Origin of the sequence: Roseateles cavernae (assembly GCF_040187885.1) — a bacterium.
GTDB lineage: Bacteria > Pseudomonadota > Gammaproteobacteria > Burkholderiales > Burkholderiaceae_C > Roseateles_E > Roseateles_E cavernae.
The window spans coordinates 49,075-74,807 of sequence record NZ_JBDPLH010000003.1; the positions used below are offsets into that span (position 1 = coordinate 49,075).

General features: G+C 69.6%; 23 protein-coding genes and 1 riboswitch. Of the genes, 12 read left to right on the forward strand and 11 right to left on the reverse strand.

All coding sequences use genetic code 11. From position 1 onward, the window contains the following. Nucleotides 1–83: 83 nt before the first annotated feature. Nucleotides 84–219, reverse strand: a riboswitch (TPP riboswitch). Nucleotides 220–373: 154 nt separating this feature from the next. Further along, complete coding sequence (locus ABGI63_RS10855; RefSeq protein ID WP_349742446.1) at nt 374–1,099, forward strand: TonB family protein; 726 nt, start codon at nt 374–376, stop codon at nt 1,097–1,099. A gap of 7 nt (nt 1,100–1,106) precedes the next feature. Here ABGI63_RS10855 and ABGI63_RS10860 read toward each other — a convergent pair whose 3' ends face one another. Further along, nucleotides 1,107–2,018: a LysR family transcriptional regulator gene (locus tag ABGI63_RS10860; RefSeq protein WP_349742447.1), complete on the reverse strand. Its 912-nt coding sequence runs from the start codon at nt 2,016–2,018 to the stop codon at nt 1,107–1,109. Between the two features lie 125 nt (nt 2,019–2,143). Here ABGI63_RS10860 and ABGI63_RS10865 point away from each other — a divergent pair, with 125 nt between their 5' ends. The 3 genes from ABGI63_RS10865 to ABGI63_RS10875 all read left to right on the forward strand — a co-directional run bounded on the left by ABGI63_RS10865 (nt 2,144) and on the right by ABGI63_RS10875 (nt 4,284). Beyond that, the gene (locus ABGI63_RS10865) at nt 2,144–2,767 is read left to right on the forward strand and encodes an FMN-dependent NADH-azoreductase (protein WP_349742448.1); all 624 of its coding nucleotides are present in this window, start codon (nt 2,144–2,146) and stop codon (nt 2,765–2,767) included. A 35-nt stretch (nt 2,768–2,802) separates the two neighbouring features. Continuing rightward, nucleotides 2,803–3,669: a pirin family protein gene (locus ABGI63_RS10870; protein ID WP_349742449.1), complete on the forward strand. Its 867-nt coding sequence runs from the start codon at nt 2,803–2,805 to the stop codon at nt 3,667–3,669. 72 nt (nt 3,670–3,741) lie between these two features. Continuing rightward, on the forward strand, nt 3,742–4,284 hold the full coding sequence (locus ABGI63_RS10875) for a cysteine hydrolase family protein (protein WP_349742450.1): 543 nt from the start codon (nt 3,742–3,744) through the stop codon (nt 4,282–4,284). Nucleotides 4,285–4,286: 2 nt separating this feature from the next. Here ABGI63_RS10875 and ABGI63_RS10880 read toward each other — a convergent pair whose 3' ends face one another. The 3 genes from ABGI63_RS10880 to ABGI63_RS10890 are packed head-to-tail and all read right to left on the reverse strand — an operon-like array spanning nt 4,287 to nt 7,957. Next, the gene (locus ABGI63_RS10880; protein WP_349742451.1) at nt 4,287–5,174 is read right to left on the reverse strand and encodes a pirin family protein; all 888 of its coding nucleotides are present in this window, start codon (nt 5,172–5,174) and stop codon (nt 4,287–4,289) included. A gap of 27 nt (nt 5,175–5,201) precedes the next feature. Then, nucleotides 5,202–5,603, reverse strand: coding sequence for a Cu(I)-responsive transcriptional regulator (gene cueR, locus ABGI63_RS10885; protein WP_137941337.1), 402 nt, complete (start codon nt 5,601–5,603; stop codon nt 5,202–5,204). Then, nucleotides 5,600–7,957: a heavy metal translocating P-type ATPase gene (locus ABGI63_RS10890; RefSeq protein WP_349742452.1), complete on the reverse strand. Its 2,358-nt coding sequence runs from the start codon at nt 7,955–7,957 to the stop codon at nt 5,600–5,602. Before ABGI63_RS10890 ends, cueR begins: the two co-directional genes overlap by 4 nt. 116 nt (nt 7,958–8,073) lie before the next feature. On the opposite strand from ABGI63_RS10890, the gene ABGI63_RS10895 reads away from it, so the two are divergent. Further along, on the forward strand, nt 8,074–8,277 hold the full coding sequence (locus ABGI63_RS10895; RefSeq protein WP_349742453.1) for a heavy-metal-associated domain-containing protein: 204 nt from the start codon (nt 8,074–8,076) through the stop codon (nt 8,275–8,277). Between the two features lie 64 nt (nt 8,278–8,341). Next, on the forward strand, nt 8,342–9,640 hold the full coding sequence (locus ABGI63_RS10900; RefSeq protein ID WP_349742454.1) for an HD-GYP domain-containing protein: 1,299 nt from the start codon (nt 8,342–8,344) through the stop codon (nt 9,638–9,640). Nucleotides 9,641–9,649: 9 nt separating this feature from the next. On the opposite strand, the gene ABGI63_RS10905 is transcribed toward ABGI63_RS10900, so the two are convergent. From ABGI63_RS10905 to ABGI63_RS10930, 6 genes are all read right to left on the reverse strand, one after another. Continuing rightward, entirely contained in the window at nt 9,650–10,435 is a 786-nt protein-coding gene (locus ABGI63_RS10905) for a GIN domain-containing protein (protein WP_349742455.1), read from the reverse strand. Between the two features lie 78 nt (nt 10,436–10,513). Next, nucleotides 10,514–12,640: a xanthine dehydrogenase family protein molybdopterin-binding subunit gene (locus ABGI63_RS10910; RefSeq protein ID WP_349742456.1), complete on the reverse strand. Its 2,127-nt coding sequence runs from the start codon at nt 12,638–12,640 to the stop codon at nt 10,514–10,516. 2 nt (nt 12,641–12,642) lie between these two features. Beyond that, the gene (locus ABGI63_RS10915; protein WP_349742457.1) at nt 12,643–13,110 is read right to left on the reverse strand and encodes a (2Fe-2S)-binding protein; all 468 of its coding nucleotides are present in this window, start codon (nt 13,108–13,110) and stop codon (nt 12,643–12,645) included. 82 nt (nt 13,111–13,192) lie between these two features. After that, on the reverse strand, nt 13,193–15,916 hold the full coding sequence (locus tag ABGI63_RS10920; RefSeq protein WP_349742458.1) for a CHASE2 domain-containing protein: 2,724 nt from the start codon (nt 15,914–15,916) through the stop codon (nt 13,193–13,195). Nucleotides 15,917–15,944: 28 nt separating this feature from the next. Then, on the reverse strand, nt 15,945–17,570 hold the full coding sequence (locus ABGI63_RS10925; protein WP_349742459.1) for a FecR family protein: 1,626 nt from the start codon (nt 17,568–17,570) through the stop codon (nt 15,945–15,947). Nucleotides 17,571–17,629: 59 nt separating this feature from the next. Further along, on the reverse strand, nt 17,630–18,004 hold the full coding sequence (locus tag ABGI63_RS10930; RefSeq protein WP_349742460.1) for a hypothetical protein: 375 nt from the start codon (nt 18,002–18,004) through the stop codon (nt 17,630–17,632). 309 nt (nt 18,005–18,313) lie between these two features. On the opposite strand from ABGI63_RS10930, the gene ABGI63_RS10935 reads away from it, so the two are divergent. Continuing rightward, entirely contained in the window at nt 18,314–21,157 is a 2,844-nt protein-coding gene (locus ABGI63_RS10935; protein WP_349742461.1) for a TonB-dependent receptor domain-containing protein, read from the forward strand. A gap of 89 nt (nt 21,158–21,246) precedes the next feature. Here the strand turns inward: ABGI63_RS10935 and ABGI63_RS10940 are convergent, their stop codons facing one another. Continuing rightward, nucleotides 21,247–21,948 (reverse strand): TetR/AcrR family transcriptional regulator, encoded by a 702-nt coding sequence (locus tag ABGI63_RS10940; protein WP_349742462.1) that lies wholly within the window; start codon nt 21,946–21,948, stop codon nt 21,247–21,249. A 162-nt stretch (nt 21,949–22,110) separates the two neighbouring features. Here ABGI63_RS10940 and ABGI63_RS10945 point away from each other — a divergent pair, with 162 nt between their 5' ends. The 5 genes from ABGI63_RS10945 to ABGI63_RS10965 are packed head-to-tail and all read left to right on the forward strand — an operon-like array spanning nt 22,111 to nt 25,730. Next, the gene (locus tag ABGI63_RS10945; protein ID WP_349742463.1) at nt 22,111–23,718 is read left to right on the forward strand and encodes a carboxyl transferase domain-containing protein; all 1,608 of its coding nucleotides are present in this window, start codon (nt 22,111–22,113) and stop codon (nt 23,716–23,718) included. A 39-nt stretch (nt 23,719–23,757) separates the two neighbouring features. Next, nucleotides 23,758–24,024, forward strand: coding sequence for a type II toxin-antitoxin system VapB family antitoxin (locus ABGI63_RS10950; protein WP_349742464.1), 267 nt, complete (start codon nt 23,758–23,760; stop codon nt 24,022–24,024). Continuing rightward, on the forward strand, nt 24,011–24,412 hold the full coding sequence (gene vapC / locus ABGI63_RS10955; RefSeq protein ID WP_349742465.1) for a type II toxin-antitoxin system VapC family toxin: 402 nt from the start codon (nt 24,011–24,013) through the stop codon (nt 24,410–24,412). Before ABGI63_RS10950 ends, vapC begins: the two co-directional genes overlap by 14 nt. Beyond that, nucleotides 24,412–24,948: a GNAT family N-acetyltransferase gene (locus tag ABGI63_RS10960; protein ID WP_349742466.1), complete on the forward strand. Its 537-nt coding sequence runs from the start codon at nt 24,412–24,414 to the stop codon at nt 24,946–24,948. Before vapC ends, ABGI63_RS10960 begins: the two co-directional genes overlap by 1 nt. Continuing rightward, entirely contained in the window at nt 24,945–25,730 is a 786-nt protein-coding gene (locus tag ABGI63_RS10965; RefSeq protein WP_137941352.1) for an enoyl-CoA hydratase/isomerase family protein, read from the forward strand. Before ABGI63_RS10960 ends, ABGI63_RS10965 begins: the two co-directional genes overlap by 4 nt. The last annotated feature ends 3 nt before the right edge of the window (nt 25,731–25,733 follow it).

Genomic DNA, 25,733 nt, shown 5'->3' on the forward strand with positions numbered 1-25,733 from the left:
GTCTCCAGGTGAACCCCGGAGACTGGTCTTGGAACGGCTGGGGACGGGCGCGCGAAGCGGGCAGGGCTCGCACCCGGGGCATGGGGAGGCGAGCAGGCTCTTCTTACGCCGGTACAAACCGGATCAAGTTCAGCGGGACCATGGCTTCCACCACATCTCAGCCCGACGCTTCATTAAGACTTCTTAATCAAGCGCAGCAGGGCACCCCGGAGCAGGCGCGCAGTATAGGGTCAGGTGTGAACAGTTTGGCAAGAGTCGGTGCAAACCCGGAGCCTGTTCGGGGGGGCTTGCTGCCTACACTTCGGGCGCTTGACGCACAGGCGGCGATCCAGAAGACCTGCCGCAGTGTCCACACCAGACCAGGGAGGGATGGATGAAGATCAGCTTGCGGCATCACAGGGCCGGCGTGTTCGCCGGGCTCGCCATGGCATTGACACTGAGCGGCGGCCCCGGCCTGGCGCAGGATCTCGGCGATCTCGAGGCCAAGGCCAAACTCAGTGCGGCCGAGCGGGCCAAGCGCGATGCCGACAAGGTCTACCAGTGGATACGCTTCCATGCCGACAAGGCACCGGCCAAGCCCAGAGTGGCGCCGGCGGCCGAGGCGCCGGCAAGGCCGGCCACGGCCCCCGTCGCCGTCAGGTCAGCGCCGCCGGAGCGGCCGGCGCTGGCGCAGCAGTCTCAAGCAGAGCCCATGCCCGGGCCCGAGCAGCCGCTCGTGGCCACCGCGGCCCCGCCCGAGCCTGCCACCCAGGCGGTGGCACTCGCTGCGCAGGCTGCCAGCCCGGCCATGCCCAGCCCGGCCGTCGCCGCGCTGGCGGCAGCGCCGCCTGCCCCCGAGCCACCGGAAGAGCCGCTGCGGCTGATCGAGCGGGTCGAGCCCGAGTACCCGGCGGTGCTGCTGCGTGGCCGCGGCAGCGGCTCGGTGCTGGTGCAGTTCGAGGTCAAGCCCGATGGCTCGGTGCAGGCGCCCGAGGCGCTGAAGTCCAGCAATCAGCGCCTGGTCGCCAGCGTGCTGGCGGCGGTGGCGCGCTGGCGTTTCGCGCCGATCAGCAAGACCCGGGTGGCCACGGTGGAGGTCGGCTTCCGGCCTCCGGAGTGAGGCAGCATCACTGGCCCGGGCAGGCCGACAGCGCCGTGGCCATCGCTTCGATAAAGACCCGGGTGCGCAGCGGCATCAGCCGACGTCCGGGGAAGACCGCCCAGCAGGCGGCCGGCTCCAGCTCCCAGTCGGGCAGCACGCGCACCAGTTCGCCGCGGCTGACATAGGGCTGGGCGAAGTGGTCGCCCACGGCCGTGATGCCGACGCCGGCGCAGGCCAGGCGCAGCAGCATATCGGGCGCGTTGACCAGGCTGCGCTTGTCGGGCACGCCTTGCCACGCCAGGCCCTCGCTGCCGCGCCGCAGGCTCCAGGGCATGGGCTCGCCGGAGCGCGACAGAATCATCAGCCCATGCATGCTGCCCAGGGCCTCGGGCAGCTGCGGTTCTCCATGCAGGCGCAGATAGCTGGGGGCGGCATACAGGCTGTTCGTGAACAGGGCCAGACGGCGCGCGGCGAGCTGGCTGTCCTCGGGCAGATCGCCCATGCGCACCGCCAGATCGAAGCCCTCGGCGATCAGATCGACCCGGCGCGGCGACAGGTCCAGCTCCAGCGACACCTCCGGATACTCCAGGGCAAAGGTGCACAGCATAGTCGCCAGTGCCTGGTGGGCGAAGTCGGCCGGCATCGAGACCCGCAGCCGTCCGGTCGGGCGCTGCTGGCGGTGCAGGGCCAGCGACAGCGCGCCGTCCACCTCGGCGGCCACCGCCCGCGCATGTTCCAGCACGCCCTGGCCGAACTCGGTCAGGGTCAGGCGGCGTGTGCTGCGCTGCAATAGCTTCTCGCCCAGCCGTTCTTCGAGTGCCGCCAGGCGGCGCGAGACGGTGGATTTGGGCAGCTTGACCCGCTCGGCGGCGCGGCTGAAGGAGCCGGCCTCGGCCACGCGGGCAAACAGCAGTAGATCGTCGGCGTCCAGGCTCATATCGGCGTGATTGTCTCGTTGGTGGAACGATCTTATCCAGACTACCGTCTTCTGTCTCGCGAGTCTGCCCAATACATTGGAGTCATCGTCAAGACGACGACCCAACCCACTACCGGAGCACCACCATGAACGTTCTGCAAATCAACTCCAGCGCCCGTCGTGTCCAGGACGGCCAAGGCTCTTTCTCCACCCGTCTGGCCAGCGAACTGGTCGAGGCGCTGAAGGCCCAGCATCCCGGCGCCAGTGTCACCGTGCGCGACCTGGGCCTGAACCCGACCCCGGTGATGGACGAGGCGGCACTGGGCGCCCTGTTCACCCCGGCCGATGCGCGCAGCGCCGAGCAGAATGCCCGCGTGGCCGAGAACGATGCGCTGATCAATGAGCTGCAAGCCCAGGACGTGATCGTGATCGGCGCGCCGATGATCAACTTCGGCATCCCGACCCAGCTGAAGAACTGGATCGACGCGGTGGCCCGCGCCGGCACCACCTTCCGCTACACGGCCAACGGCCCCGAAGGCCTGGTCAAGGGCAAGAAGGTCTATGTGGTGCTGGCCCGCGGCGGCGTCTACCGCGACCAGCCCAGCGACACCATGGTGCCCTATCTGAAGACCGTGCTGGGCTTCCTGGGCATGAGCGATGTCAGCTTCATCTATGCCGAAGGCCTGGCGATGGGCCCGGATGCCGAAGCCGCCGCGGTGGCCGGCGCCCGTGCGCAGATCGCCGAGCTGTTCAGCCCGGCTACGGTCTAATTCATTTCAATCCCTATCGACAAGGAGCACCGACCATGAGCACCACCACACTGACGCTGACCCAGCCGCGCGCGGTGGAGCGACTGGTCGCCGGCCAGGCGACCAGCGACGGCGCCGGGGTCAAGCTGACCCGCGTGCTGACCAACACTTTGCAGCGCCGCCTGGACCCCTTTCTGATGCTGGACGCCTTTGGCTCGGACCAGGCCGATGACTACATCGCCGGCTTTCCCGACCATCCGCACCGCGGCTTCGAGACCATCAGCTATATGCTCGAAGGCCGGATGCGGCACCGCGACTCGGCCGGCAACGAGGGCTTGATCGAGGGCGGTGGCGTGCAATGGATGACCGCCGGCCGCGGCGTGATCCATAGCGAGCTGCCCGAGCAGCAGCAGGGCCGGATGGAAGGCTTCCAGCTGTGGCTGAATCTGCCGGCCAAGGACAAGCTGCGTGACCCTTGGTACCGCGACATCGCCAGCACCGAGATCCCGGAGTTCGAACGGGACGGCGTCAAGGTGCGCGTGATCGCCGGCGAAAGCCATGGCGTCAAGGGCGCGGTGCAGCGCGAGCACACCGAGCCGCTGTACCTGGACCTGCATCTGGCGCCCGGTGCGAGCTTCGAGCAGCTGCTGCCCGAGACGCACAACGCCTTTGTCTACGTCTATCGCGGCGCGCTGCGCTTCGAGACCGGCTGCACGGTGCCGCCGCAACGCATGGCGATACTGGCCAACACGCCGGGCAGCGACGGTGTGCGGCTGAGCGCCGGCGACGAGCCGACCCGCGCGATCCTGATCGCCGGCAAGCCGCTGGACGAACCGATCGCGCAGTACGGCCCCTTCGTGATGAACACCCAGGCCGAGCTGATGCAGGCGGTGCGTGACTTCCAGACGGGGAAGCTGGCCTGAGTGAGCCATTGCTGCGGCGGGCCGGGTATAGACTGACGAGTCCCGGCCTGGCCGCAGTGAAAGCAGTCGTCCATGAGCGAAACCGCTGTTCTTGTCATCGATGTGCAGCGCGGGCTGTTCGAGCCCGAGCCGCGGCCCTTCGAGGCCGATGCGGTGGTGGCGCGCATCAATGCGCTGACCGCCCGGGCGCATCAGGAGCGTGTGCCGGTGGCCTTCATCCAGCATGAGACCGCCGAGGGTCTGCTGGCCTTTCACTCGGACAGCTGGCTGCTGGAGTCGAAGCTGAATATCGGCGTCGGCGATGCGCTCTTGCGCAAGACCACGCCGGATTCCTTTCTGCGCACCGGTCTGGCGGACTGGCTGGCCAAGCATGGCCGCCGGCGCGTCGTGTTGTGCGGCTATGCCAGCGAGTTCTGCGTCGACACGACCGCGCGCCGCGCCGCCGCGCTGGGTTTCGAGGTCGTGCTGGCGGCCGATGCGCACACCACGCACGACAAGCCGCATGCCGGTGCTGCCTTCATCCGCGAGCACCACAATGTCACGCTGTCCGAGATCAGCAGCTTCGGCCCGCGCATCAGCGCCGAGCCGAGTGCGCAGATCGATCTCGACCCCTGAGATCAGGGCGCGCGCAGCGCCGGCACCTCGGGCGCCAGCAGGCGCTCGCCGTCATAGCCCCTGACCTCGCCAAAGCCCTGGCCGGCGTTCCAGTCGGCCGCGAACCGGCGGATCTCGTCGGGGCTGCGGCCGACAAAGTTCCACCACAGCAGCAGCGGCTCCGGGAAGGGCGGGCCGCCCAGCAGCAGCAGCCGCGCGGCCGCCGTGCTGCGCAGCTGCAGCCGGGTCTGGCCGGGCGCGAGATACAGCAGCTCGCCGGGCTGCAGCGAGGCGGTCTCGCCGTCGTCCAGCTGCAGCGTCAGCTCGCCTTCCAGCGCCATCAGCCCGTGTTCGAAATGAGTTTGCAGCGCCAGCTCGGCCTCGGCCGCAGCGGCACAGGCCAGGTCCATGCCCAGCAGCTCGGTATCGCTGGGCACCGGCGAGCGCGCGCCACCGTGGCTGCCGACCAGCAGCGTGCCCGCGAAGCCGCCCAGGCTCAGCTGCGGCAGCGCGGCGAAATGTTCGAAGCGCGGCGGGCCGAAGCGGCTGTGCTCCGGCAAGGCGATCCACAGCTGGGCCAGCTGCAGCCTATCGGTCAGCGACTCCTCCGAGTGGCAGATGCCGCGCCCGGCCGTCATCAGATTGACCTGGCCGGCGCGCAGGACCTGCTCGCTGCCCAGCGAGTCGCGGTGCAGGATCTCGCCTTCTATCATCCAGCTGAAGGTCTGCAGCCCGGTGTGCGGATGCGGGCCGACCCGCATGCCCTGGCCCGGCGCCAGCGTGGCCGGGCCGGCATGGTCCATGAAGCACCAGGCGCCGACGGTGCGGCGGCCCACGACCGGCAGCGCACGGCTGATCGGCAGGCCGCCGACCTCGCCTTGCTTGGCGGTGAAACGTTCAATCAAGGCCATTGAGGGCTCCTTTCGTCAGAGCGGCGATCATGCCTCAGACAGACCGTCGAGGATGGGACAGTCGGGCCGCTCGTCGCCATGGCAGCAGCTGGCCAAGGCCTCCAGGCTGCGCTTCATCGCCGTCATCTCGGCCAGGCGGCGGTCCAGGTCGGCCACATGGGCCAGCGCGATGCGCTTGACCTCGCTGCTGGCGCGCCGGCGGTTCTGCCAGAGCTTGAGCAGCTCGGTGATCTCGGCGATCGAGAAGCCCAGATCGCGGGCGCGGCGTATGAAGCGCAGCGTGTGCACCTCCTTGTCCGAATAGAGCCGGTAGCCGGCCTCGGTGCGCGCGACCTGAGGCAGCAGGCCCAGCGACTCGTAGTGCCGCAGCATCTTGGCCGAGACGCCCGAACGCGCGGCCGCCTCGCCGATATTGAACAGCGTGCTCATGTCGCCAGGCCCTTCCAGCGCTTCAGCAGCAGCGCATTGCCCAGCACCGAGACGCTGGACAGCGCCATTGCCGCACCGGCGATCACCGGGTTCAGATAGCCCAGCGCCGCCAGCGGGATGCCGACGACGTTGTAGGCGAAGGCCCAGAACAGGTTCTGCCGGATCTTGGCGTAGGTACGCTTGGAGATATCGATCGCATCGGCGACCAGGGCCGGGTTGCCGCGCATCAGCGTGATGCCGGCCGCCGCCATCGCGACCTCGGTGCCGGTGGCCATGGCCATGCCGACGTCGGCGGCCGCCAGCGCCGGTGCGTCGTTGATGCCGTCGCCGACCATCGCGACATGCCGGCCCTGGGCCTTCAGTTGCGCGATGATGCGGGCCTTGTCCTCGGGCAGCAGCTCGGCGCGCAGCTCGTCGATGCCCAGTGTCTTGGCCACCGCCTGGGCGCTGCCGGCGTTGTCGCCGCTGAGCAGCAGGGTGCGTATGCCCAGCGCCTGCAGGCGCTGCACGGCGACGGCGGCCTGGGGCTTCAAGGCATCGCCGAAGGCCAGCAGGCCGATCAGCCGCGGCTGATCGCCGATCGCCGCCAGCCAGGACACAGTGCGGCCCTCGGCCTGTAAGGCGGAGGCACGGGCCTGCTGCGGGCCCAGGTCGACGCCCAGCTCCTGCATCCAGCGGCCGCTGCCCAGGGCCAGGTCTTGCTGCTCGACGCGGGCCTGGACGCCGCGCCCGGCCACCGCGCGCAGCGCGCTGCTCTCCGGCAGGACCAGGTCTTGCGCCGCCTCATGTGCGGCATTCATCACCGCATGCGCCAGCGGATGCTCGCTGCCCGCCTGCAGCGCGGCGGCCCAGCGCAGCAGCTCCGGCGCCCCCTCGGCCGCGATCAGCTGCGGCCGGCCTTCGGTCAGGGTGCCGGTCTTGTCCAGCGCCACCAGCTGCAGCCGGTGCGCCTGTTCCAGCGCCTGGGCGTCCTTGATCAGGATGCCGTGGCGGGCGGCGACACCGGTGCCGGCCATGATGGCGGCCGGTGTGGCCAGACCCAGCGCACAGGGGCAGGCGATCACCAGCACCGCGACCGCGTTGAGCCAGGCCTGCCCCCAGTCGCCGATACCGAGTCCCCAGCCCAGCAGCGTGATCAGCGCGATCACCAGCACCACCGGCACGAAGATGGCGCTGACCTGGTCGACCAGGCGCTGGATCGGCGCCTTGTGGCCTTGCGCGTCCTCGACCATGCGGGCGATGCGGGCCAGCGTCGACTCGGCGCCCAGCGCGCTGCAGCGCAGGCGCAGCAGGCCCTCGCCGTTGACGCTGCCGCCCGTCAGCCGCGCGCCGGGCTGCTTGTCCACCGGCAGGCTCTCGCCGGTGATCAGCGACTCGTCGACCTGGCTGCGGCCCTCCAGCAGCTCGCCGTCGACCGGGATGCGCTCGCCGGGCCGCACGATCAGCTCATCGCCCAGGCGCAGCGCGGCCAGCGGCAGCTCCTGCTCGCGGCCGTCTCGGATGACGCGGGCGGTCTGTGGCTGCAGCGCCTGCAGCGCACGGATCGCCGCCGTGGTCTGGCGCTTGGCGCGCGCTTCCAGCCACTTGCCCAAGAGCACCAAGGTGATCACGACGGCCGAGGACTCGAAGTACAACGCATGGGCCGAGGCACCCCCCAGCAGGTGGTAGAGGCTCAGGCCGAAGGCCGCGCTGGTGCCCAGCGCCACCAGCAGGTCCATATTGCCGCTGCCGGCCCGGGCAGCGGCCCAGCCGGCCTTGTAGAAGCGCGCGCCCAGCCAGAACTGCACCGGCGCGCTCAGCAGCAGCTGCAGCCAGCCATCAATCATCCAGTGCCGGCCCGCCAGCATGCCCAGCATCGGCACGACCAGCGGGGCCGAGAGCAGCGCCGCGATCAGCACCGGCCAGCCGCTGTGCGCCCAGGCCGGCCTGGCCTCGCCCGCGGCATCCTCCTTCAATGCCGCGCTGTAGCCGGCCTTGGCGACGGCCTGCAGCAGCGCCTCGGTTGACTGGCCGGCCAGCAGGCGCACGCTGGCGGTCTCGGTGGCCAGGTTGACCTCGGCGCTCAGCACGCCCGGCTGCTTGCGCAAGGCCTTCTCGACCCGGCCGACGCAGGAGGCACAGCTCATGCCGGTGATGGTCAGGGTCAGGTCTTGTGTCCGCAGCCCGTAGCCGGCCTTCTCGATGGCCGCGCGCAGCGCGTCCAGCCCGGCCGGGCCGGCGACGGTCGCTGCCTCGCTGGCCAGGTTGACCTCGGCCCGGCTGACGCCGGCAACCGCGCGCAGGGCTTTTTCGACACGGCCGACGCAGGACGCGCAGCTCATGCCGCTGATGGGCAGGGTGGTGATGGTGTTCATGAGGGCAGTCTGGAGCTTGCCATTATGGGAAGGTCAAGCCTCAAATTGGGCTTGACCTTGCCACGATGGCAGACTTTAAGCTGCCGACATCCCCCATCCACAGGAGTACCAGCACCATGCATCAATTCCATCTGCCCGATATGACTTGCGGCCATTGCGTCGCCACCGTCACCGAGACCGTCAAGGAGCTGGACGCTGCGGCGACGCTGGAGTTCGAACGCGAGGCCCGGCGCGTGCGCATCGGCAGCGAGCTGGGCCGCGAGGTGCTGGCCCGGGCGCTCAGCGAGGCGGGCTACACGCCGGCCACCGAAGCCGGCTGAGGCCCTGGACTTTGGCGGCCGGGCGCCGCCACAATGGGCGGCCAGGACCATCAGGGAGCGGCTCATGGACAGCGCGACGGTCAACCCGCACTACCTCGACCATGTGATGGTCAGCGCCGGGCGCAGCGGCGTCGAGGCCAGCGAGGATATTGTCAGCGGCAGCGGCCAGAAGCTGCTGGCCAAGGGCGCGAAGCTGGACGAGGCGACGCGTGAGCGCCTGCTGCAGCACAAGCTGGCGAAGCCGCTGGAGGACTGCCTGCGGGTCGAGGGCGGCCTGACGCCGGAGCGCTTCGGCCCGGTGGCGGCGGCCCTGCTGGACGACTACCCGCTGCTGCGCGCCTTGTGCGGTGCCGAGCCGGCGGTGCCGCTGGCGCTGACCCGGCTGCGCCTGAGCGTCCCGCTGCAATTGCTGCTGAGCGTCTATGCCGATGGCGGCGCCGATCGGCTGCGCCATGCGGTGGGCGTGGCCCTGATGGCGCGGGCGCTGGCGCGGCGCCTGCTCGGCGGCGACATCGAGGCCCAGCGCCGGCTCGCGCTGGCCGGCCTGGTGCACGACGTCGGCGAGCTCTATATCGACCCCGCCTATCTGCGCCGCGACACGCCGCTGCAGGCCGAACAGTGGAAGCACATCGTCACCCATCCGCTGGTCGGCCAGCGGGTCTTGCAAGGCATGGACGGCGCAGGGCCGGCGCTGGCCGAGCTGGTGCTCAGCCACCACGAGCGGCTCGATGGCTTCGGCTACCCGCGCGGGTTGGCCGGCGAGCAGTTCGGCATCGAGGCCCAGGCGCTGGCGGCGGCCGAGTGGCTGATGGGCCTGCTGGAGAGCGGGTCCAGCCTGGTGGCCCATGCCAGCGTGGCGACGCGCCTGATCCCGGGCGAGTTCGGCCCGGCACTGCTGGAGGCCTTGCGCGCCGCCGGCCGAGCCAGCGATGCCGGCGGCCATCTGGCCGACGAGCATCGCAGCCTGGAGGCGGCCTTGCCGCAGGCGCTGCGGGTGTCGGAGCTGCTGCAGCGCTTTCGCGAGATCCGGCCGCAGCTGCGCGAGCGGCTGAGCGAGGGCTCGCCCGAGCTGCGCAGCATGCTGGCGCTGTGCGGGCAGCGCATCGACCAGCTGCAGCAGTCCTTCAGCAGCGCGGGCCTGGACCTGCACGGGCCCGAGCATGTGATGCGCCTGCTGGCGCGCCGCGATCCCGAGGTGCAGCAGGAGGTGCTGGCCCTGGTGCGCGAGTTCGCCTGGCGCTTGCGCGAGCTGGAGCGTGCCTCGCTGATGCGGGCCGGTCTGATGGGCCCCGAGGATCTGGCCCTGGTGCAGGCCTTGATCGAGGCGGTGCGCGGCGCGGCGCTGCAGCCCGCCGAGGCCTGAAGCCCCGGCTCAGGACCCGCGCGAGCGCGCGCCGCCCGAGCCCAGCTGGCGCAGTTGCAGCGCGGGCTCGCCGGCGTAGGCCACATCGCCCGAGCCATACAGCCGCAGCAGCAGCCGCTCGCTGCGCCCCAGCTGGCTGTCGCCGCTGCCCCAGCAGGCCAGCTCGAGATGCTGGCCGTCCAGTGCGCCGGCCTGCACGCCGCCAGAGCCGCTGATGCGCCACTGCTGCTGAGCAGCCCAGCCGGCCGCATGCACCGCACCCGAACCCTGCAGGCTGGCCTGCCAGTGCGGCGCGCGCAGGCGCTCGATATGCAGATCGCCGGAGCCGCCGAGCTTGGCCTCGGCGCGTTCGCCGATCTCGACCCGGCCCAGGCGCAGATCGCCCGAGCCGCTGATGTCGATCAGCAGCTGGCGGGCCCGCAGCCGGTCCAGGCTGAGCCGGCCGCTGCCGCTGAGCTCCAGGCTGATCAGCTCGGCCTGCAATTCGGGCAGCGCGACATCGGCGCCGCCGGCGATGCTGAGCCGGCTCAGCCGCGCCGGCAGCGGCAGCCGCGCCGACAGCCGGCCGCGCTGGCCGGGGTCTGCGCTGAGCACCAGGGTGTTGCCCTCGCGCGCACGGCGCAAGCCCTTGAGCTGCTCGCTCTTGGCCGCGCTTGCGTCCAGCACCAGGTCCACCGGACCCTCGATGCGCAGTGCCGTGATGGCCTCGTCCTGCAGGCTGACCTGGGCGCAGGCCGCCAGCAGGGCAAGACCCGCCACCAGGGCGGTCCGGCGGGTGGTGGGGATGGGCTTCATCGACGCTCCTCGCTGCATGGTGGCGGCCACTGTGCCGCCACCGCGATGAAGCCTCGATGAAGAAGGCGCCTCGCTACATCAGGCCTTCTTCAGCAGCGCGGTGTCGATCGGCAGGCTGCGGATGCGCTTGCCGGTGGCCGCGAAGATCGCATTGGCCAGGGCCGGCGCGATCGGCGGCGTGCCGGGCTCGCCGATGCCGCCGGGCGCTTCCTGGCTGGGCAGGATATGGACCTCGACTTTGGGCATCTCGCTCAGGCGCAGCACCGGGTAGTCGTGGAAATTGCCCTGCTCGACCCGGCCGTCCTTGTGGGTGATCTTGCCGTACAGCGCGGCCGACAGGCCGTAGACGATGCCGCCCTCGATCTGGCGCGCGATGGTCAGCGGATTGACGGTCTGGCCGCAATCGACGGCCGCGACGACGCGATGCACCCTGGGCGTGCCATCGTCACCCACCGAGATCTCGGCGACCTCGGCGACATAGCTGCCGAAGCTCTCGGCCACCGCGATGCCGCGAAAGCGCCCTTTGGCCAGCGGCTTGCCCCAGCCGGCCTTGGCCGCCGCCGCCTCCAGCACGGCCTTGTGGCGCGGCTTCTTGGCCAGCAGGGCCAGGCGGAACTGCAGCGGGTCGGCCTTGGCCGCAGCGGCCAGCTCGTCGACAAAGCTCTCGATGAAGAAGGCGTTCTGCGAATGACCCACCGAGCGCCAGAACCAGACCTGTGGGCCGGGCTCGGCGCGGCCGTAGGCGATGCGCTGGTTCGGGATGTCGTAAGGCTGGTCGGCCAGACCCTCGACCGCCATCGCGTCGACGCCGTTCTCCGGAATCTTCATAAAGCCCGAGGCCGCCATGATGGAGGGGCTGCCGATGTCGGCGCGCAGCGCGGTGGCCCGGCCCTTGTCGTCCAGCGCGGCTTCGAAGCGCACCAGCGAGGCCGGGCGGTAGTAGCCGGCCGCCATATCGTCTTCGCGGGTGTAGATCAGCTTGACCGGCCGGCCGCTGGCCTTGGACAGCAGCACCGCGTCGATGGCGAAGTCGGGCGCGAAGCGGCGCCCGAAGCCCCCGCCCAGCAGCAAGGTGTTGACCTTGACCTTGGCCGGCGTGACCTGGGCCACCTGGCCCAGAATGCCTTGCGCGGGCCCCTGGCTCTGCGTGCCGGCCCAGATCGTGACCTCATCGCCTTTGACCCAGGCCAGGCAGTTCAGCGGTTCCATGCAGGCGTGGGCCAGATAGGGCACTTCATAGGTGGCGCTGAGCTTGCCTGCGGGGCTTGCGGCCACCGCATCCTTGACGCTGCCCTGCTCGAAGGCCACCGCGCCGGCCTTGTCGGCGGCCTCGGCCAGCATCGCGCTGACCTTGGCGCTGGACAGCTCGGCATGCGCGCCCATATCCCATTGCACGGCGAGCGCATCGCGGCCCTGCTTGGCGGCCCAGTAGCCATCGGCCAGCACCGCGACACCGCCGGGTATCGTGATGAGCTGCTGCACGCCCTTGATGGCGCGGGCCTTGGCCTCGTCCATGCTCCTGGGCTTGGCGCCGGCAATCGGCGCGCGCGCCATCACCGCGACCAGCATGCCCTCGACCTGGGCGTCGATGCCGAACTTGGCCGTGCCATTGACCTTGGCCGGCGTGTCCAGGCGGCGTGTCGGCTTGCCCAGGATCTTGAAGTCCTTGCTGGCCTTCAGGGTCGGCTTGGCCGGCACCGGCTGCTGCGCGGCGGCTTCCACCAGTGCGCCATAGGCCAGCTTCTTGCCGCCGGCGCCGATCACATGGCCGGCCTCGGTGCGCAGGCCGGCCGGCTCGACCTTCCAGTGCGCCGCAGCGGCGGCCACCAGCATCTCGCGCGCGGCCGCACCGGCCTGGCGTACCGGCAGCCAGTGGGCGCGCACCGTGGTGCTGCCGCCGGTGGCCTGCATGCCGAACATCGGGTTGTTATAGGCCTGGTCGACCGGGGCCTGCTCGACGCCGACCAGTCTCCAGTCGGCGTCCAGTTCCTCGGCCACCAGCATCGGGATCGCGGTCAGCACGCCCTGGCCCATCTCGGCCGAGCCGCAGATCACGGTGATCTTGTTGTCGGGCGTGATGCGCAGCCAGGCATTGGGCGCGAAGGTATTGCTGGCCTGGGCGCGGGCGCCCTGCAAGGGCAAGGCAAAGCCCAGGCTCAGCGCGGCACCCGACTGGAGAAATTCGCGGCGGTTGGTGCTGGTCATGATCAGCCTCCCTTGGCCAGCGAAGCGGCGGCGTCATGGATGGCGGCGCGGATCTGGTTGTAGGTGCCGCAGCGGCACAGGTTGCCGCTCATCGCGCCGTCGATATCGGCATCGCTGGGCTTTTTCTTGCCGGCCAGTAGCGCACAGGCGCTCATGATCTGGCCGCTCTGGCAGTAGCCGCACTGCGGCACATCGATCTTGACCCAGGCGGCCTGCACGGCCTTGCCGGTCTTGCTGGCAGCGATGCCCTCGATGGTGGTGACCTTCTTGCCGGCGGCGGCCGAGATGGGGGTCGAGCAGGAGCGGATCGGTTGGCCATCCAGATGCACGGTGCAGGCGCCGCACAGCGCCATGCCACAGCCGAATTTGGTGCCGGTCAGCTGCAGGTCTTCGCGCAGCGCCCACAGCAGGGGTTCGTTGGGATCGGCGTCGAGCGAAACGGGCTTGCCGTTGACGGTGAACTTGATCATCGGATGTTCCTCTTGCGGGGAAGGAAGGGCTGGAGGTGGCGGCGAGCCTACACCGTTTGCGCCGCGCTTGCACGCGGGCGACTCAGCCCGGCCCCAGCGTCGTCAGCACCGGCGTCAGCGCCGCCTCGACGCGCGCCTGCGCGGCATCCAGCAGGGCCGCCTCGTCGCCGGGCAAGACCTGACCCAGGGCCTGGGCGGCCCGGGCCAGCTCGTCGGCCTCCAGCGCCTGGGCCAGCTTGGCCAGATCGGCCACCAGCAGCAGGCACTGCTGCAAATCGCCGCCGGCCCGGGCCAGGGTCCAGCTGCTGCGCCAGGCGCCGAGGAAGACGCGAGCATGGCTCAGGCGCCGCTCGTCCAGCGATCCGAGCTGCGGCGACTTGGCCGCCACCGCCCGGCGCGGCCCGGGGGGCGGCTGCTCGGCCGGCCGGCCATGACGCGCCAGGGCTTGCAGCAGCTCGGCCTGGCTGATCGGCTTGGTCAGATGGTCGTCGCAGCCGGCCTCCAGGCTGCGCAGCGTGTCGCTGCCGAAGGCATGGGCCGTCAGCGCGATCACCGGCGTGCGCGGCCAGCCCTGCTCGGCCTCCAGGCGGCGCAGCTCGCGGGTCGCGCTGTGACCGTCCATGCCGGGCATCTGCACATCCATCAGCACCAGATCGAAGGCCTGCTCGCGCAGGCGCTGCAGGCCCAGCGCGCCGTTCTCGGCCAGCGTGATGTGGTGGCCGTAGGGCTGCAGCATGGCCTCGATGACCATCACATTGACCTCGTTGTCCTCACACAGCAGGATGTGCTGCGGCGCCGCCTGCGCCAGCGGCATGCTGGCGGCCGGGGCTGCGCCCGGCTCGGGGGCGGCCACGGCCGGCAGCGGCAGCGCGATGAAGAAGCTGGAGCCGCGGCCGGGCTCGCTGTCGAGCCAGATGCGCCCGCCCATCATCTGCACCAGGCTGCGGCTGATCGACAGCCCCAGGCCGGTGCCGCCGAAGAAGCGCGTGACGCTGCCGTCGGCCTGCGAGAAGGGCTGGAAGATCAGCTCGTGCTTGCTCGGCGCGATGCCGATGCCGGTGTCGCGCACCGCGATCACCAGCAGCCCGTCGGGCTCGCGCCGCGCGCTGAGCTTGATGCCGCCCTCGCGGGTGAACTTGATCGCATTGCCGATCAGGTTCAGCAGCACCTGGGCCAGCCGTTTGGCATCGCCTTGCACCCAGCCCTCGGCGCTGGCATCGAAGTCCAGCTCCAGCGTCAGGCCCTGGGCGGCGGCGCGGTGCTGCACCATCGCCAGCGTCTGCTCGACCAGCTCGCGCAGGCTGAAGCGGCCGCTCTCCAGGCTCAGTCGGCCGGCCTCGATCTTGGAGATGTCCAGCAGGTCGTTGATCAGCTCGAACAAGGCCTGGCCCGAGGAGCGGAACACATCGACATAGCGGCGCTGCTCGGGGTTGAGCTCGGTCTTGGCCAGCAGCTCGGCCATGCCCAGCACCGCATTCATCGGGGTGCGGATCTCGTGGCTGACATTGGCCAGGAACTGGCTCTTGGCCTGGTTGGCCGCTTCGGCGACCTGGCGCTCGTACTGCAGGCGGCGGTTCTGCACCTGCTCCCAGCGCAGCTGGGCCAGGCCGGTCAGCGCCAGGCCCAGACCGAGCACGGTCAGCGGCCCCAGCAAAGGGGTCAGGACTTGCCGCTCCAGCGACAAGGCGGCCGCGCCCGCCAGCAGCAGCAGCACGCCGGCCGCGGCCAGCGCATGGCGGCTCAGCAGCGGCCGGCCGCTGCCGGCGGTCCACAGCGCCGGCAGCATGGCCAGCAGCCACAGCAGGCCTTGCCAGGGCAGCGGCGCCGGTCGCAGCCAGGCCTCGGGCCGCGCCATCGCCGCATAGCTGGCGGCCAGCAGCTGGGTGCCCGAGAGCTGGCCCTGCGGTGTCAGCACCGCATCGGCGAAGAAGGCGCTGCTGCCGATGAAGACGCTGCGCCCGCGCAGGCGCTGGCGCAGCGCGGCGTCGTCGCGCGCGCCCAGCGCCGCCTCCATCAGCTCGGTCCAGCCGAGCCGGGGCAGGGCATCGGGCTGCGCCGGCAGGCGCAGGCGCAGCCGGCCCTGCTCGTCCAGTGGCCAGCTCAGTGCGCCGACGCTCAGGCGCCGCTGCGCCGCGTCCAGCTGCCAGCGCTCGCTGCCCTGCTGGCGCAGATGGGCTGCCAGCGGCAGCGAGGGCAGCAGCCGGCCCTGGGCCGTGTGCAGCAGCGGCAGGCGGCGCAGGCGGCCGTCGGGGTCCAGCGGCGCCGTGATCACGCCGACATGGCGGGGCTGCAGGCTGTCGCTGGGCAGGGTCAGGGCCGGCCAGGCGATGGCCGGCGTGGCCGGTTCCAGCGGCACCGACAGGCGCGCCAGCAGCGAGCTCTCCTGCCGGTCGATCTCCACCGCCTGCTGCAGCCCGGCGGCCGCCAGCACGGTGTCGGGCCGCTTGCCTAGCGCGCGCGCGAATTCGGCGTCGCCGGGCCGGTTGCCGCCGAACACGATGTCGAACACGATCAGCTCGGCGCCGGCCTCGCGCAGCCAGTCCAGCGCCAGCGCGTAGACCTCGCGCGAATAGGGCCAGCCGCCCAGGCGCGGCTGCAGCGCCCGCAGCGAGGCGTCGTCGATATCGACCAGCAGCACCTGCTCGTTGGCCGGCTCGGGCGCGCTCAGGCGCAGCTGCAGATCGTCCAGCGGATAGCCCAGCTGGCGGTAGCCGGTGCCCAGGCACAGCAGGGCCGCCAGCGGCAGACCCAGCAGCGGCCAGGTGGCCAGGCGAGGTCGGAACAGGCGTGTGGGTGGGCCGGTCATGGTCAGGCGGCCCGCGATGCCCGGTGGCTCAAAGCGCCAGCAGCAGCAGACTCAGCGGCAGCAGCCAGAGCCAGCGCGAGCGCGGGACCTCGAACTGCTGCGTGCCGCCATAGGGACCGGCGGTGCCATCGGCCGTCAGCGTGCGCACCCGCAGGTAGTAGCTGCCGGGCTCGGGGCGCGGCAGCGCGGCCTGCGGCTGGTCGACGACGAGCTCCTGCAGCTCCTGCTTGAAATCGGGGTCGCGAGCCCATTGCAGCTGGTAGCGCTGCCCGGGTTCGCCGGCCTGCCAGCGGAACTGCAGCTCCTTCTCGCCAACTTCGGGCGGCTCTACGGCCGGGCTGGGCGGCAGCGGGCGCAGCGTGAAGCTCTGCACCGGCCCGAACGGCCCGGCATCATCGGGCGCGGCGATGCTGGCCAGTCGCCAGTGGTAGCGGCCCGGTGGCAGGGTCAGGTCTTGTTCGGTGCCGGCGATGTCGCTGCGCTCGTGCAGCGGCTCGGCGAAGTCGGCGCCGGCCGCGACCTGCAGGCGGTAGCGCTGGGCGGCCAGCGCGCGCGTCCAGCTCAGCGTCAGCTTGTCGCCGTAGACCACCGCCTCGGCGACCGGGGCGCGGCTGAACGGCGGCTCGGGGCGGGCCTTCAGCGTGAACAAGGCATCGGCGGCCTGGCCCTCAAGGCCCAGCGCGTCGATTGCACGCACGCGCAGCGTGTAGCGGCCGTCCGGCAGATCGGCCCAACGGGCCTGCGGGGTCGGGAAGACGCCGTCGAGCAGCAGGCGGTCGAAGTCGCCCTCGGCATAGACCTGGGCGCGGTAGGCGCTGGCGCCATCCAGCGGCTGCCAGGCCAGTGTGGGCGGCAGGCTGCTCAGCGTGATCGGCGGGCCCTGCAGCGCCGGCGCGGCCAGCAGCGCCCGGACGGCAGTCGGCTGGCCGGGCTGGGCGAGCGCGCCCTGGCCGGCCTTCAAGGTCTGCCGGTCGGCGGCCACCGCGCCGCTGAGCACCTGAACCCGGGTCTGGCCGGCCGTGCCCAGCTGCACGCGGAACTCGGTGCCGCGCACACCCAGATTGACGCTGGGCGTGCGCATCTCGTAGCGCGGCGGCTGCGCGGCATCGGGCTGGACGCGGCTGTCGGCGCCGCCCTGATCGAGGCGCAGCTGCACGGCCGGCAGCGCGCTGCGGCCATAGACCAGCAGCTGCTCCAGCGTCAGGCGGCTGTCCGGCGCGATCAGCAGGCGCGAGCCATCGACAAAACGCAGGCTGATCGAGGACTGGGCGCCGGTGCGCAGCTGGTCGCCGCTGCGCAGCTCGGTGCCGGCACTCAGCGCGGCGGGCGGGCCGGGCGGGCGCAGCAGACTGGCTTCGCCCTGGGTGAACAGCACACGGGCCACGCTGGCCTCGCGCTGCAGCCAGGCAATCGGCAGGCGCAGCGTGCCGCCGGGTGGCAGCTTCAGCGGATCGGCCACCTGGTTGAGGCGCTGCAGATCACGCCAGCTGTGCTTGGCGTCGAGATAGCTCTCGGTCAGGCCGATCAAGGTGTCGCCCGGCTGGATGCGGTAGTTCCAGTGGGCCTGGGTCGTCTGTGCCTGCAGCGGCAAGGCCGCTGCGGCCAGCACAGCTGCCGCCGCCGGCCATAGCCATGTGTCGCTTCGCGATGTCATCTGGCGCCCCCCGAGCGCGCGGACGGCGCTCTTGTCGGCTGATGTTATCGGAAGGCGGCTTACTCGCTGATCGGCCAGACGCGCTCGCACTGGCGGCAGCGCACCTGCAACCCGTGGCTGTCGGCGCCCACCAGCACGAAGCGCGCATAGCTGCCGCAGCCGGGGCATTCGGCCTGATGGGCGATGTGCTCGGCATGAGCCAGCAGATAGAGGTAGCGGCGCAGCGCCCAGACACCGGCGAGGCCACACAGCGCGATGCTGACCACGTCCATCAGCTTGTCGGCCATGCTGTGGAAGGTGAAGAAGCCCTCGAAGGCTGCCATCAAGCCGATCGCGCTCAGAAAGGCCAGCACCAGATGGGCATGGCCGCTCAACAGTTCGCGCTCGTACCAGCGCTTGAACCCGTGCTTGCGTATGCCGTCGGCCAGCTTCATGTTTGCTCACCTCTCGCTGCCACCCTGGTGGATGACCTGACCCTCGGCTCCACCGCAGGGCCTGCTGCCCGCGATTGTGGCCGGCCTCGCAGGGGCTAGGGGTTTGTGCTGAATTTGTTGTGTCTGTGCATCAATCCGCTGGCCGGCCAGGGCTTGGCTTTGATGCGGCTGACAAAATGAGGCCCCCGTTTTCAGGCCCTCAAGGCTGGCGCCTCGAGGGCCTGGGAACGGCACAACACTTCAAACAATCATATGGCGACGGACGCGCCCTGCGGGTGTCGTGCCGACCGCCCCTGAGGGGATCTCACAATGTCTCGTTCTACCCAGCGTCGGGCCCAATGGGCGCTGACCGGAGTCGCCATGGCCAGTGCCCTGGCCTGTTTCAATACCCACGCCGCCGAGCCCACCGCGCTGGAGCGCGTCGAGGTGACCGGCAGCCGCATCAAGCGGGTGGATGCCGAGGGCGCCGCGCCGGTGCAGGTGCTGCGCCGCGAGGAGATCAAGGCCTCCGGTGCCGCCACGGTGCAGGAGCTGATCAGGCAGCTGGCGGCCAGCACCACCAGCCTGAGCGACCTGAGCGGCAGCAACAGCTTTGCCGGCGGGGCTTCGTCGGCATCGCTGCGCAATCTGGGCAAGCAGTCGACCCTGACCCTGCTGAACTTCCGTCGCGTCGCGCCCTATCCGCTGGCCGACTACAACCAGACCTTCACCAATATCGACAGCCTGCCGCTGGAAGCGGTGGAGCGCATCGAGATCCTGAAGACCGGCGGCGCGGCCATCTACGGCTCGGATGCGGTGGCCGGCGTGATCAATATCGTCACGCGCAGCGACTATGAAGGCCTGATCGCCAAGGTGACGGGGCAGAGTTCTTTGAAGAACTCGCAGTTCAACGACCGCAGCGCCACCATCACCGGCGGCTTCGGCAGTTTGAACAAGGACCGCTTCAATGTGCTGGCCAATCTGGACGTCTACACCCGCAATGGCGTGATGTGGAACGAGGTGCTGGATGATGTGAATCCGGCCTACCGCGCCTACTCCTCCGGCTTTGGGACGCCCTCGTCCTACTCCTGGCCCGGCAACTTCCGCCGCAGGGGTGCCGACGGCAAGATCGCCCTCGTTCCGGCGACGAACTGCCCATCGACGCAAGTCATCTCGGGGCTGTGCCAGTACGACCGTTATGAACGCTTCGAGGCCACGCCCGCTTCCGACCGCGCCACCGCCCTGGTGTCGGGCCGGCTGTTGATCAGCGACACGCTGGAAGGCTTCTCCGAACTGCTGTTCTCGCGCACCAAGACCAGCTACCAGAGTGCCTACGATGCCTATGGCGACGGCATTGCGCCGACGGTCTGGGGCGACCCTCAGACCAATGGGCTGAAGTCCTTCGCGCCGCGCGGCCTGCCGGCCGGCCACCCGTTGAACAACACCGGCGCGGAAGCGGCGTTCCGCTATCGCTTCAATGATGCGGGCAGCAGCAAGTTGGCGACGACCGACCAGTACCGCGCACTGGCAGGTCTGAAGGGGACGTTTGCTGGCTATGACTGGGAGACCGCCGTCGGTGTGATGGGCGGCAAGACCACGTCCGACCAGCGCGGCTCTTTCAGCGTCACCGGGTTCAAGGAGGTGATCGGCGACTACACCAAGCCGGTGCTGGATGCCGACTTCTTCAACAAGCCCAATGGCTACAAGCTCGGTCAGGTCAATAGCGCCGAAGTGCTCAACAAGCTGTTCCCGGTCTTCGGCTACAGCGCCACGACCAAGCAGTACTTCCTGGACGGCAAGCTGAGCGGCGAGCTGGGCCAGTGGACCGGCGGCGCCATCGGCTTCGCCAGCGGCTTCGAGCTGCGTCGCGAGGACGTGAACATCGGCCCGCGTGGTGGCCTGGAGCGCGGCGACATCGTCGGCTATGGCTCGGTTCGTGCCGATGCCAGCCGCAACTATGGCGCGGTGTTCGGCGAAGTCAGCCTGCCGCTGAGCAAGCAGCTGGAGATGCAGGCGGCCGCGCGCGTCGACAAGTTCCCTGGCTTCAGCGCCCATGTCTCGCCCAAGCTGAGCCTGCGCTTCCAGCCCAACAAGGAGGTGCTGCTGCGCGGCACGCTGGAGACCGGCTTCCGTGCGCCCAACCTGACCGAGAACGCCCCCTCGACCAAGTTTGCCTTCAACAACAACGTCAACGATCCCAAGCGCTGCGCTCAGGCCACCGCTTACTCGCGCGATCTGAAGGCTCAGGCGGCGGCCTTGCCGGCTGGCGACAGCAACAAGCAGCTGCTTACCGCGCAGGCGGACAGCGTGACGGGTGAGTGCCGGGTCGGCGTGGCCAGCATCGTGGCCCACAACCCCAAGCTGAAGCCCGAGACCAGCAAGAGCCTGACCTTCGGTGCCGCCTTCTCGCCCGCCCGCGATGTGGCGCTGACGGCGGACTACTGGATCATCGAGCGCAAGAGCGAGATCGGCCGCAAGAGCACCAATGACCTGCTGAGCATTGAAGACACGCTGGCACCCGGCGTTGTCAATCGCCTGCCACTGGAGAACGATGCCTACTTCGACGCTGCGGCCCGGGCCAAGTACGGCGTGACGGCGGGCCGCCTGGCCTCGGTCGTGGCGCAGTTCGAGAACCTGTTCAGCACCAAGACCAGCGGCGTGGACCTGAGTTTCAAGACCCAGGGCAACACGCCGATCGGCAAGCTGGGCCTGGATGCCGAGGCCACCTATGTGATCTCGTACCGCGCCTGGGTGGCTTCGCGCAAGGGCTATGGCGACAATCTGGCCGGGCGCTATGACTATCCGCGCTGGAAGTCCAAGATGGCGGTCAGTCACAACCTGGGCAAGTTCAGCCAGGTCCTGAGCCTGCACTTCACGTCCAGCCGCCTCTTGAATGATGACTTCAATGCGCCGGCCTGGACCGTCGACGACTGCGCGAAGACCAAGGGCCTGACCGAGGCGCAGTGCATCGTGGCGCCGGAGTCCCGGCTGGACTACAACGTCAGCTATGACGTCACCAAGGCGCTCAAGCTGAGCGCCAATGTGCGCAATCTGCTGGACGAGCGTCCTTCCACCAACTATCGCGCCTTTGGCGTGGGCGGCATCATTCCGCAGGACCGCGAGGATGTGCAGGGCCGCATGCTGCGCCTGACGGCCGAGTACACCTTCTGGTGATGAGGGCTTGATCGACCGGCGTGCCGGTCGATCGGGATGAGCGGGAAGGCCGGGCTTGCCCGGCCTTCCTATTTCCGAGAGGCATCCGTTCAGGCCTTGGCCAGCGCGTCCTGCAAATCCTGCCGCAGCCGCCGCAGCGCCAGCAACTCCTGATCCGGCGCCTGCAGCGCCGGCCACAGCAGGGCCACCAGATCGCGGGCGCTGGCCTCGATGTCGATGGGGCGCTGCACGGTGATGGCTTCCCAGAGGATGTGCTCCATCGGCCCGAAGACCAGCGAGCGCAGCATGCGCAAGGAGATGTCGCGGCGCACCTCGCCGCTGGCCTGGCCGCGCGCCAGCAGGTCCATCAGCGGCGCGGTGTAGCGGCGCTGCAGCGCGACAAAGGCCTCGCCGAGCTCCTGGCCGGCGACGCTCTTGGTGCGGCCTTCCGACAGCACCAGCGCGCACAGCCCCGTGCCCTGGATCAGGAACAGGCGCAGATGGGTGTGGACGACGAACTCCAGCTGCTGGCGCACCGGCTGCTCGCGCGGCAGGCCGGTCTCGATGGCGCCGATGATCTCGTCGTACCAGTCGCCGATGACCCGCATGCACAGATCGCGCTTGCTGCGGAAATAGGTGAAGACGGTGGCTTCGGAGATGCCCAGGCGCTGGGCGATCTCGGTGGTGGTCGTGCGCTCGTAGCCTGCTTCAGCGAACACCGCGCGGCCGACGCGCAGAATGTCGCGCACGCGCTGCTCGGCCTTGGCGCTGGCGGGGGCGCGGCGTTGGGCGGGCAGGGTGGCGGTGCTCATCGTGGCGCGATTGTGCGCAATTCTTGAGTAAAGCTCAAGCCTGCTTGCGTGGTTGCGCGCTCTGAACTATTCTCGCGCTCTCGCAGCTGCTCAAGAAGCTGCAAAAACATGAATTGAGCCTGACTCAGAATTTGTGCTGAGCCGGGCCGCTCTGGAGACACGATGGCCGTCCTCACCACCAAGCTCAACCCCCGTTCGGCGGATTTCAAGGCCAATGCCGAGGCGATGCGCGGCGTCATCGCCGATCTCAGCGAGCGCCTGGAGCAGATCGCCCAGGGCGGCGGCGAGGCGGCCCGCGCCAAGCACACCGCACGGGGCAAGCTGCTGCCGCGCCAGCGGGTCGAGATGCTGCTGGACCCCGGCACGCCCTTTCTGGAGATCGCGCCGCTGGCCGGCCTGAATATGTATGACAACGCCGCGCCTGGCGGCGGCATGATCGCCGGCATCGGCCGGGTCTCGGGTGTCGAATGCCTGATCGTCTGCAACGACGCCACCGTCAAGGGCGGCACCTATTACCCGATCACGGTCAAGAAGCATCTGCGGGCGCAGGAGATCGCACAGCAGAACCGCCTGCCCTGCATCTACCTGGTCGACAGTGGCGGCGCCAATCTGCCCAACCAGGACGAGGTGTTCCCGGACCGCGATCATTTCGGGCGGATCTTCTTCAACCAGGCCAATCTGAGCGCCCAGGGCGTGCCGCAGATCGCCGTCGTGATGGGCAGCTGCACGGCCGGCGGCGCCTATGTGCCGGCGATGAGCGACGAGACCATCATCGTCAAGAACCAGGGCACGATCTTTCTGGGCGGCCCGCCGCTGGTGAAGGCGGCGACCGGCGAGGTCGTCACGGCCGAGGACCTGGGCGGCGGCGATGTGCACACGCGGCTGTCCGGCGTGGCCGATCACCTGGCCAATGACGACACCCATGCGCTGGCGCTGGCGCGCCAGTCGGTGGCGGCGCTGAACTGGCGCAAGCAAGGGCAGCTCCTGACTCAGGCGCCGCGCACGCCGCTGTTCGATGCGGCCGAGCTGCATGGCGTGATCCCGACCGACACGCGCAAGCCCTTCGACATCCGCGAGGTGATCGCCCGCATCGTCGACGGGTCGGAATTCGATGAGTTCAAGGCCCGCTACGGCGCGACCCTGGTCTGCGGCTTCGCCCATATCGAGGGCATGCCGGTGGGCATCGTCGCCAACAACGGCATCCTGTTCGCCGAGAGCGCCAACAAGGGCGCGCATTTCATCGAGCTGTGCTGCCAGCGCAAGATCCCGCTGGTCTTTCTGCAGAACATCACCGGCTTCATGGTCGGCCGCAAGTACGAGAACGAGGGCATCGCCCGCGCCGGCGCCAAGATGGTGACGGCGGTGGCCTGTGCTGCGGTGCCCAAGTTCACCATCATCATCGGCGGCTCGTTTGGGGCCGGCAATTACGGCATGTGCGGCCGCGCCTACAGCCCGCGCTTCCTGTGGATGTGGCCCAACGCGCGCATCTCGGTGATGGGCGGCGACCAGGCCGCCAGCGTGCTGGCCACGGTCAAGCGCGACGGCATCGAAGCCAAGGGCGGCAGCTGGTCTTCCGACGAAGAAGAGGCCTTCAAGGCACCGATCCGCCAGCAGTACGAGGACCAGGGTCATCCTTATTACGCCTCGGCGCGGCTCTGGGACGACGGCGTGATCGACCCGGCCGACACCCGTCGCGTGCTGGCCCTGGGACTGTCGGCGGCGCTGAATGCGCCGATTGCCGAGACGAAGTTCGGCGTGTTCCGGATGTGAAGCGTATGATGTGTGTGAAATCTACTGATGGTACACATCATGCGCACCAATATCGAGATTGATGACGATTTGATGGCCAAGGCCTTGCAGGCCGGCCCCTTCAAGACCAAGAAGGAGGCGGTCGAGGCGGGTTTGCGTCTGTTGGCGCGCCAGTCGGCCTATCGCGAGATCCTCAAATGGCGCGGCAAGCTCCAGTGGGAAGGCGACGACAGCGTGGACTGGACGAGCGCGCCCGCTGCCGAACCCGCTCGGGCGCTGGTGGCGCGCGAGCCGGTGCCGAGGAAGAAGAACCGTGCTGGTCGTTGATTCCAGCGTCTGGATCGACTTCTTCGCCGGGGCCGAGCACCCGGCCGTCGATCAGCTGGCCCAGCTGCTGGACCACGGCGAGGTGCGCATCGTCGTGCCCGATCTGGTGCTGTTCGAGGTCTTGCGCGGCTTCCGGCATGAGCGTGATCTGCGCCAGGCCAGCCTGCTGATGCAGGGGCTCAGCATCGAGATCTGCGGCGGCGAAGACACGGCCCTGGCCGCCGTCCAGCATTACCGCGATCTGCGCGCCAGCGGCTACACGGTGCGCAGCGGCATCGATGTGCTGGTGGCCGCCTTCTGCATAGAGAACGACTACGCGCTGCTGCACAAGGACCGCGACTTCGACGCGCTGGAGGCGCGGCGCGGGCTCAAGGTATGGACCCATTGATGAACACGACGACGCACATCACGATCAGGCCGCTGGCCGCCAGCGACTCGATCGAGCGCCTGACCGCCTTGCTGCACAAGGCCTACGCCTCGCTGGGCGCGCAGGGCTGGAACTTCACTGCGGTGGATCAGAGTGTCGAGCTGACCGCCAAGCGGGTGGCCGGCGGCGGCTGCCTGGTGGCCGAGGCCGCTGGGCAACTGGTGGGCACGGTCAATATGCGCGGCCCCTACCGCCCGGAGCAGGATGCCTGGAGCCTGGACACGCCCTGGTATCTGCGCGAGGACACGGCCATCCTGTCGCAGTTCGCGGTCGACCCGGCTTTGCAAGGGCAGGGCCTGGGCGAGCGCCTGATGGATGCCGCCGAGGCCTGGGCCGTCGAGCGTGGTTTTGCCCATGTGGCGCTGGACACCGCCAAGCCGGCCGAGCATCTGCAGCGCCGCTATGCCAAGCGCGGCTACACCCAGGTCGGCGAGGTGCAATGGGATGGCAAGACCTATGCCAGCGTGCTGATGGTCAAGACACTCGGAGAGCCATGATGACGAACACCCTGCATATCCGCCGCGAAGGCCATGTCGCGCGCGTGACCTTGAACCGCCCCGAGGTGCGGAACGCTTTCAACGAGCTCCTGATCGCCGAGCTGACGGCGGCCTTTGCGGCCCTGGGGCAGGACACGACGCTGCGCGCCATCGTGCTGGCTGCCGAGGGCAAGGCCTTCTGCGCCGGCGCCGACCTGAACTGGATGAAGTCCATGGCCGGCTTCAGCTGGGACGAAAACCATGCCGACGCCCGCCTGCTGGCCGAGATGCTGTGGACCATCTACAGCTGCCCGGTGCCGGTGATCGCGCGGGTGCAGGGCGATGTCTATGCCGGCGGCGTCGGCCTGGTGTCGGTCTGCGACATCGTCGTCGCGGCCGACACGGCGGGCTTCTGCCTGTCCGAGGCCAAGCTCGGCCTGCTGCCGGCCACCATCGGCCCCTACGTCGTGCGGGCCCTGGGCGAACAGGCCTCGCGGCGCTATTTCCTCACCGCCGAGCGCTTCTCGGCCACCGAGGCGCAGCGCCTGGGCCTGGTCCATGAGCTGGCGACGGCCGACACGCTGGACGAGAAGGTCGATGCCTTGTCGGTGGCCTTGATCGCCAACGGCCCGGCCGCCGTGCGCGCCTGCAAGAAGCTGGTGCAAGACCTGGCCCATGAGCCGATCACGCCGGCGCTGCGCGACGACACCGCACGCCGCATCGCCGACATTCGCGCCAGCGCCGAGGGGCGTGAGGGCGTGCAGAGCTTTCTGAACAAGAGCAAGCCCTCGTGGCTGAACTGACTC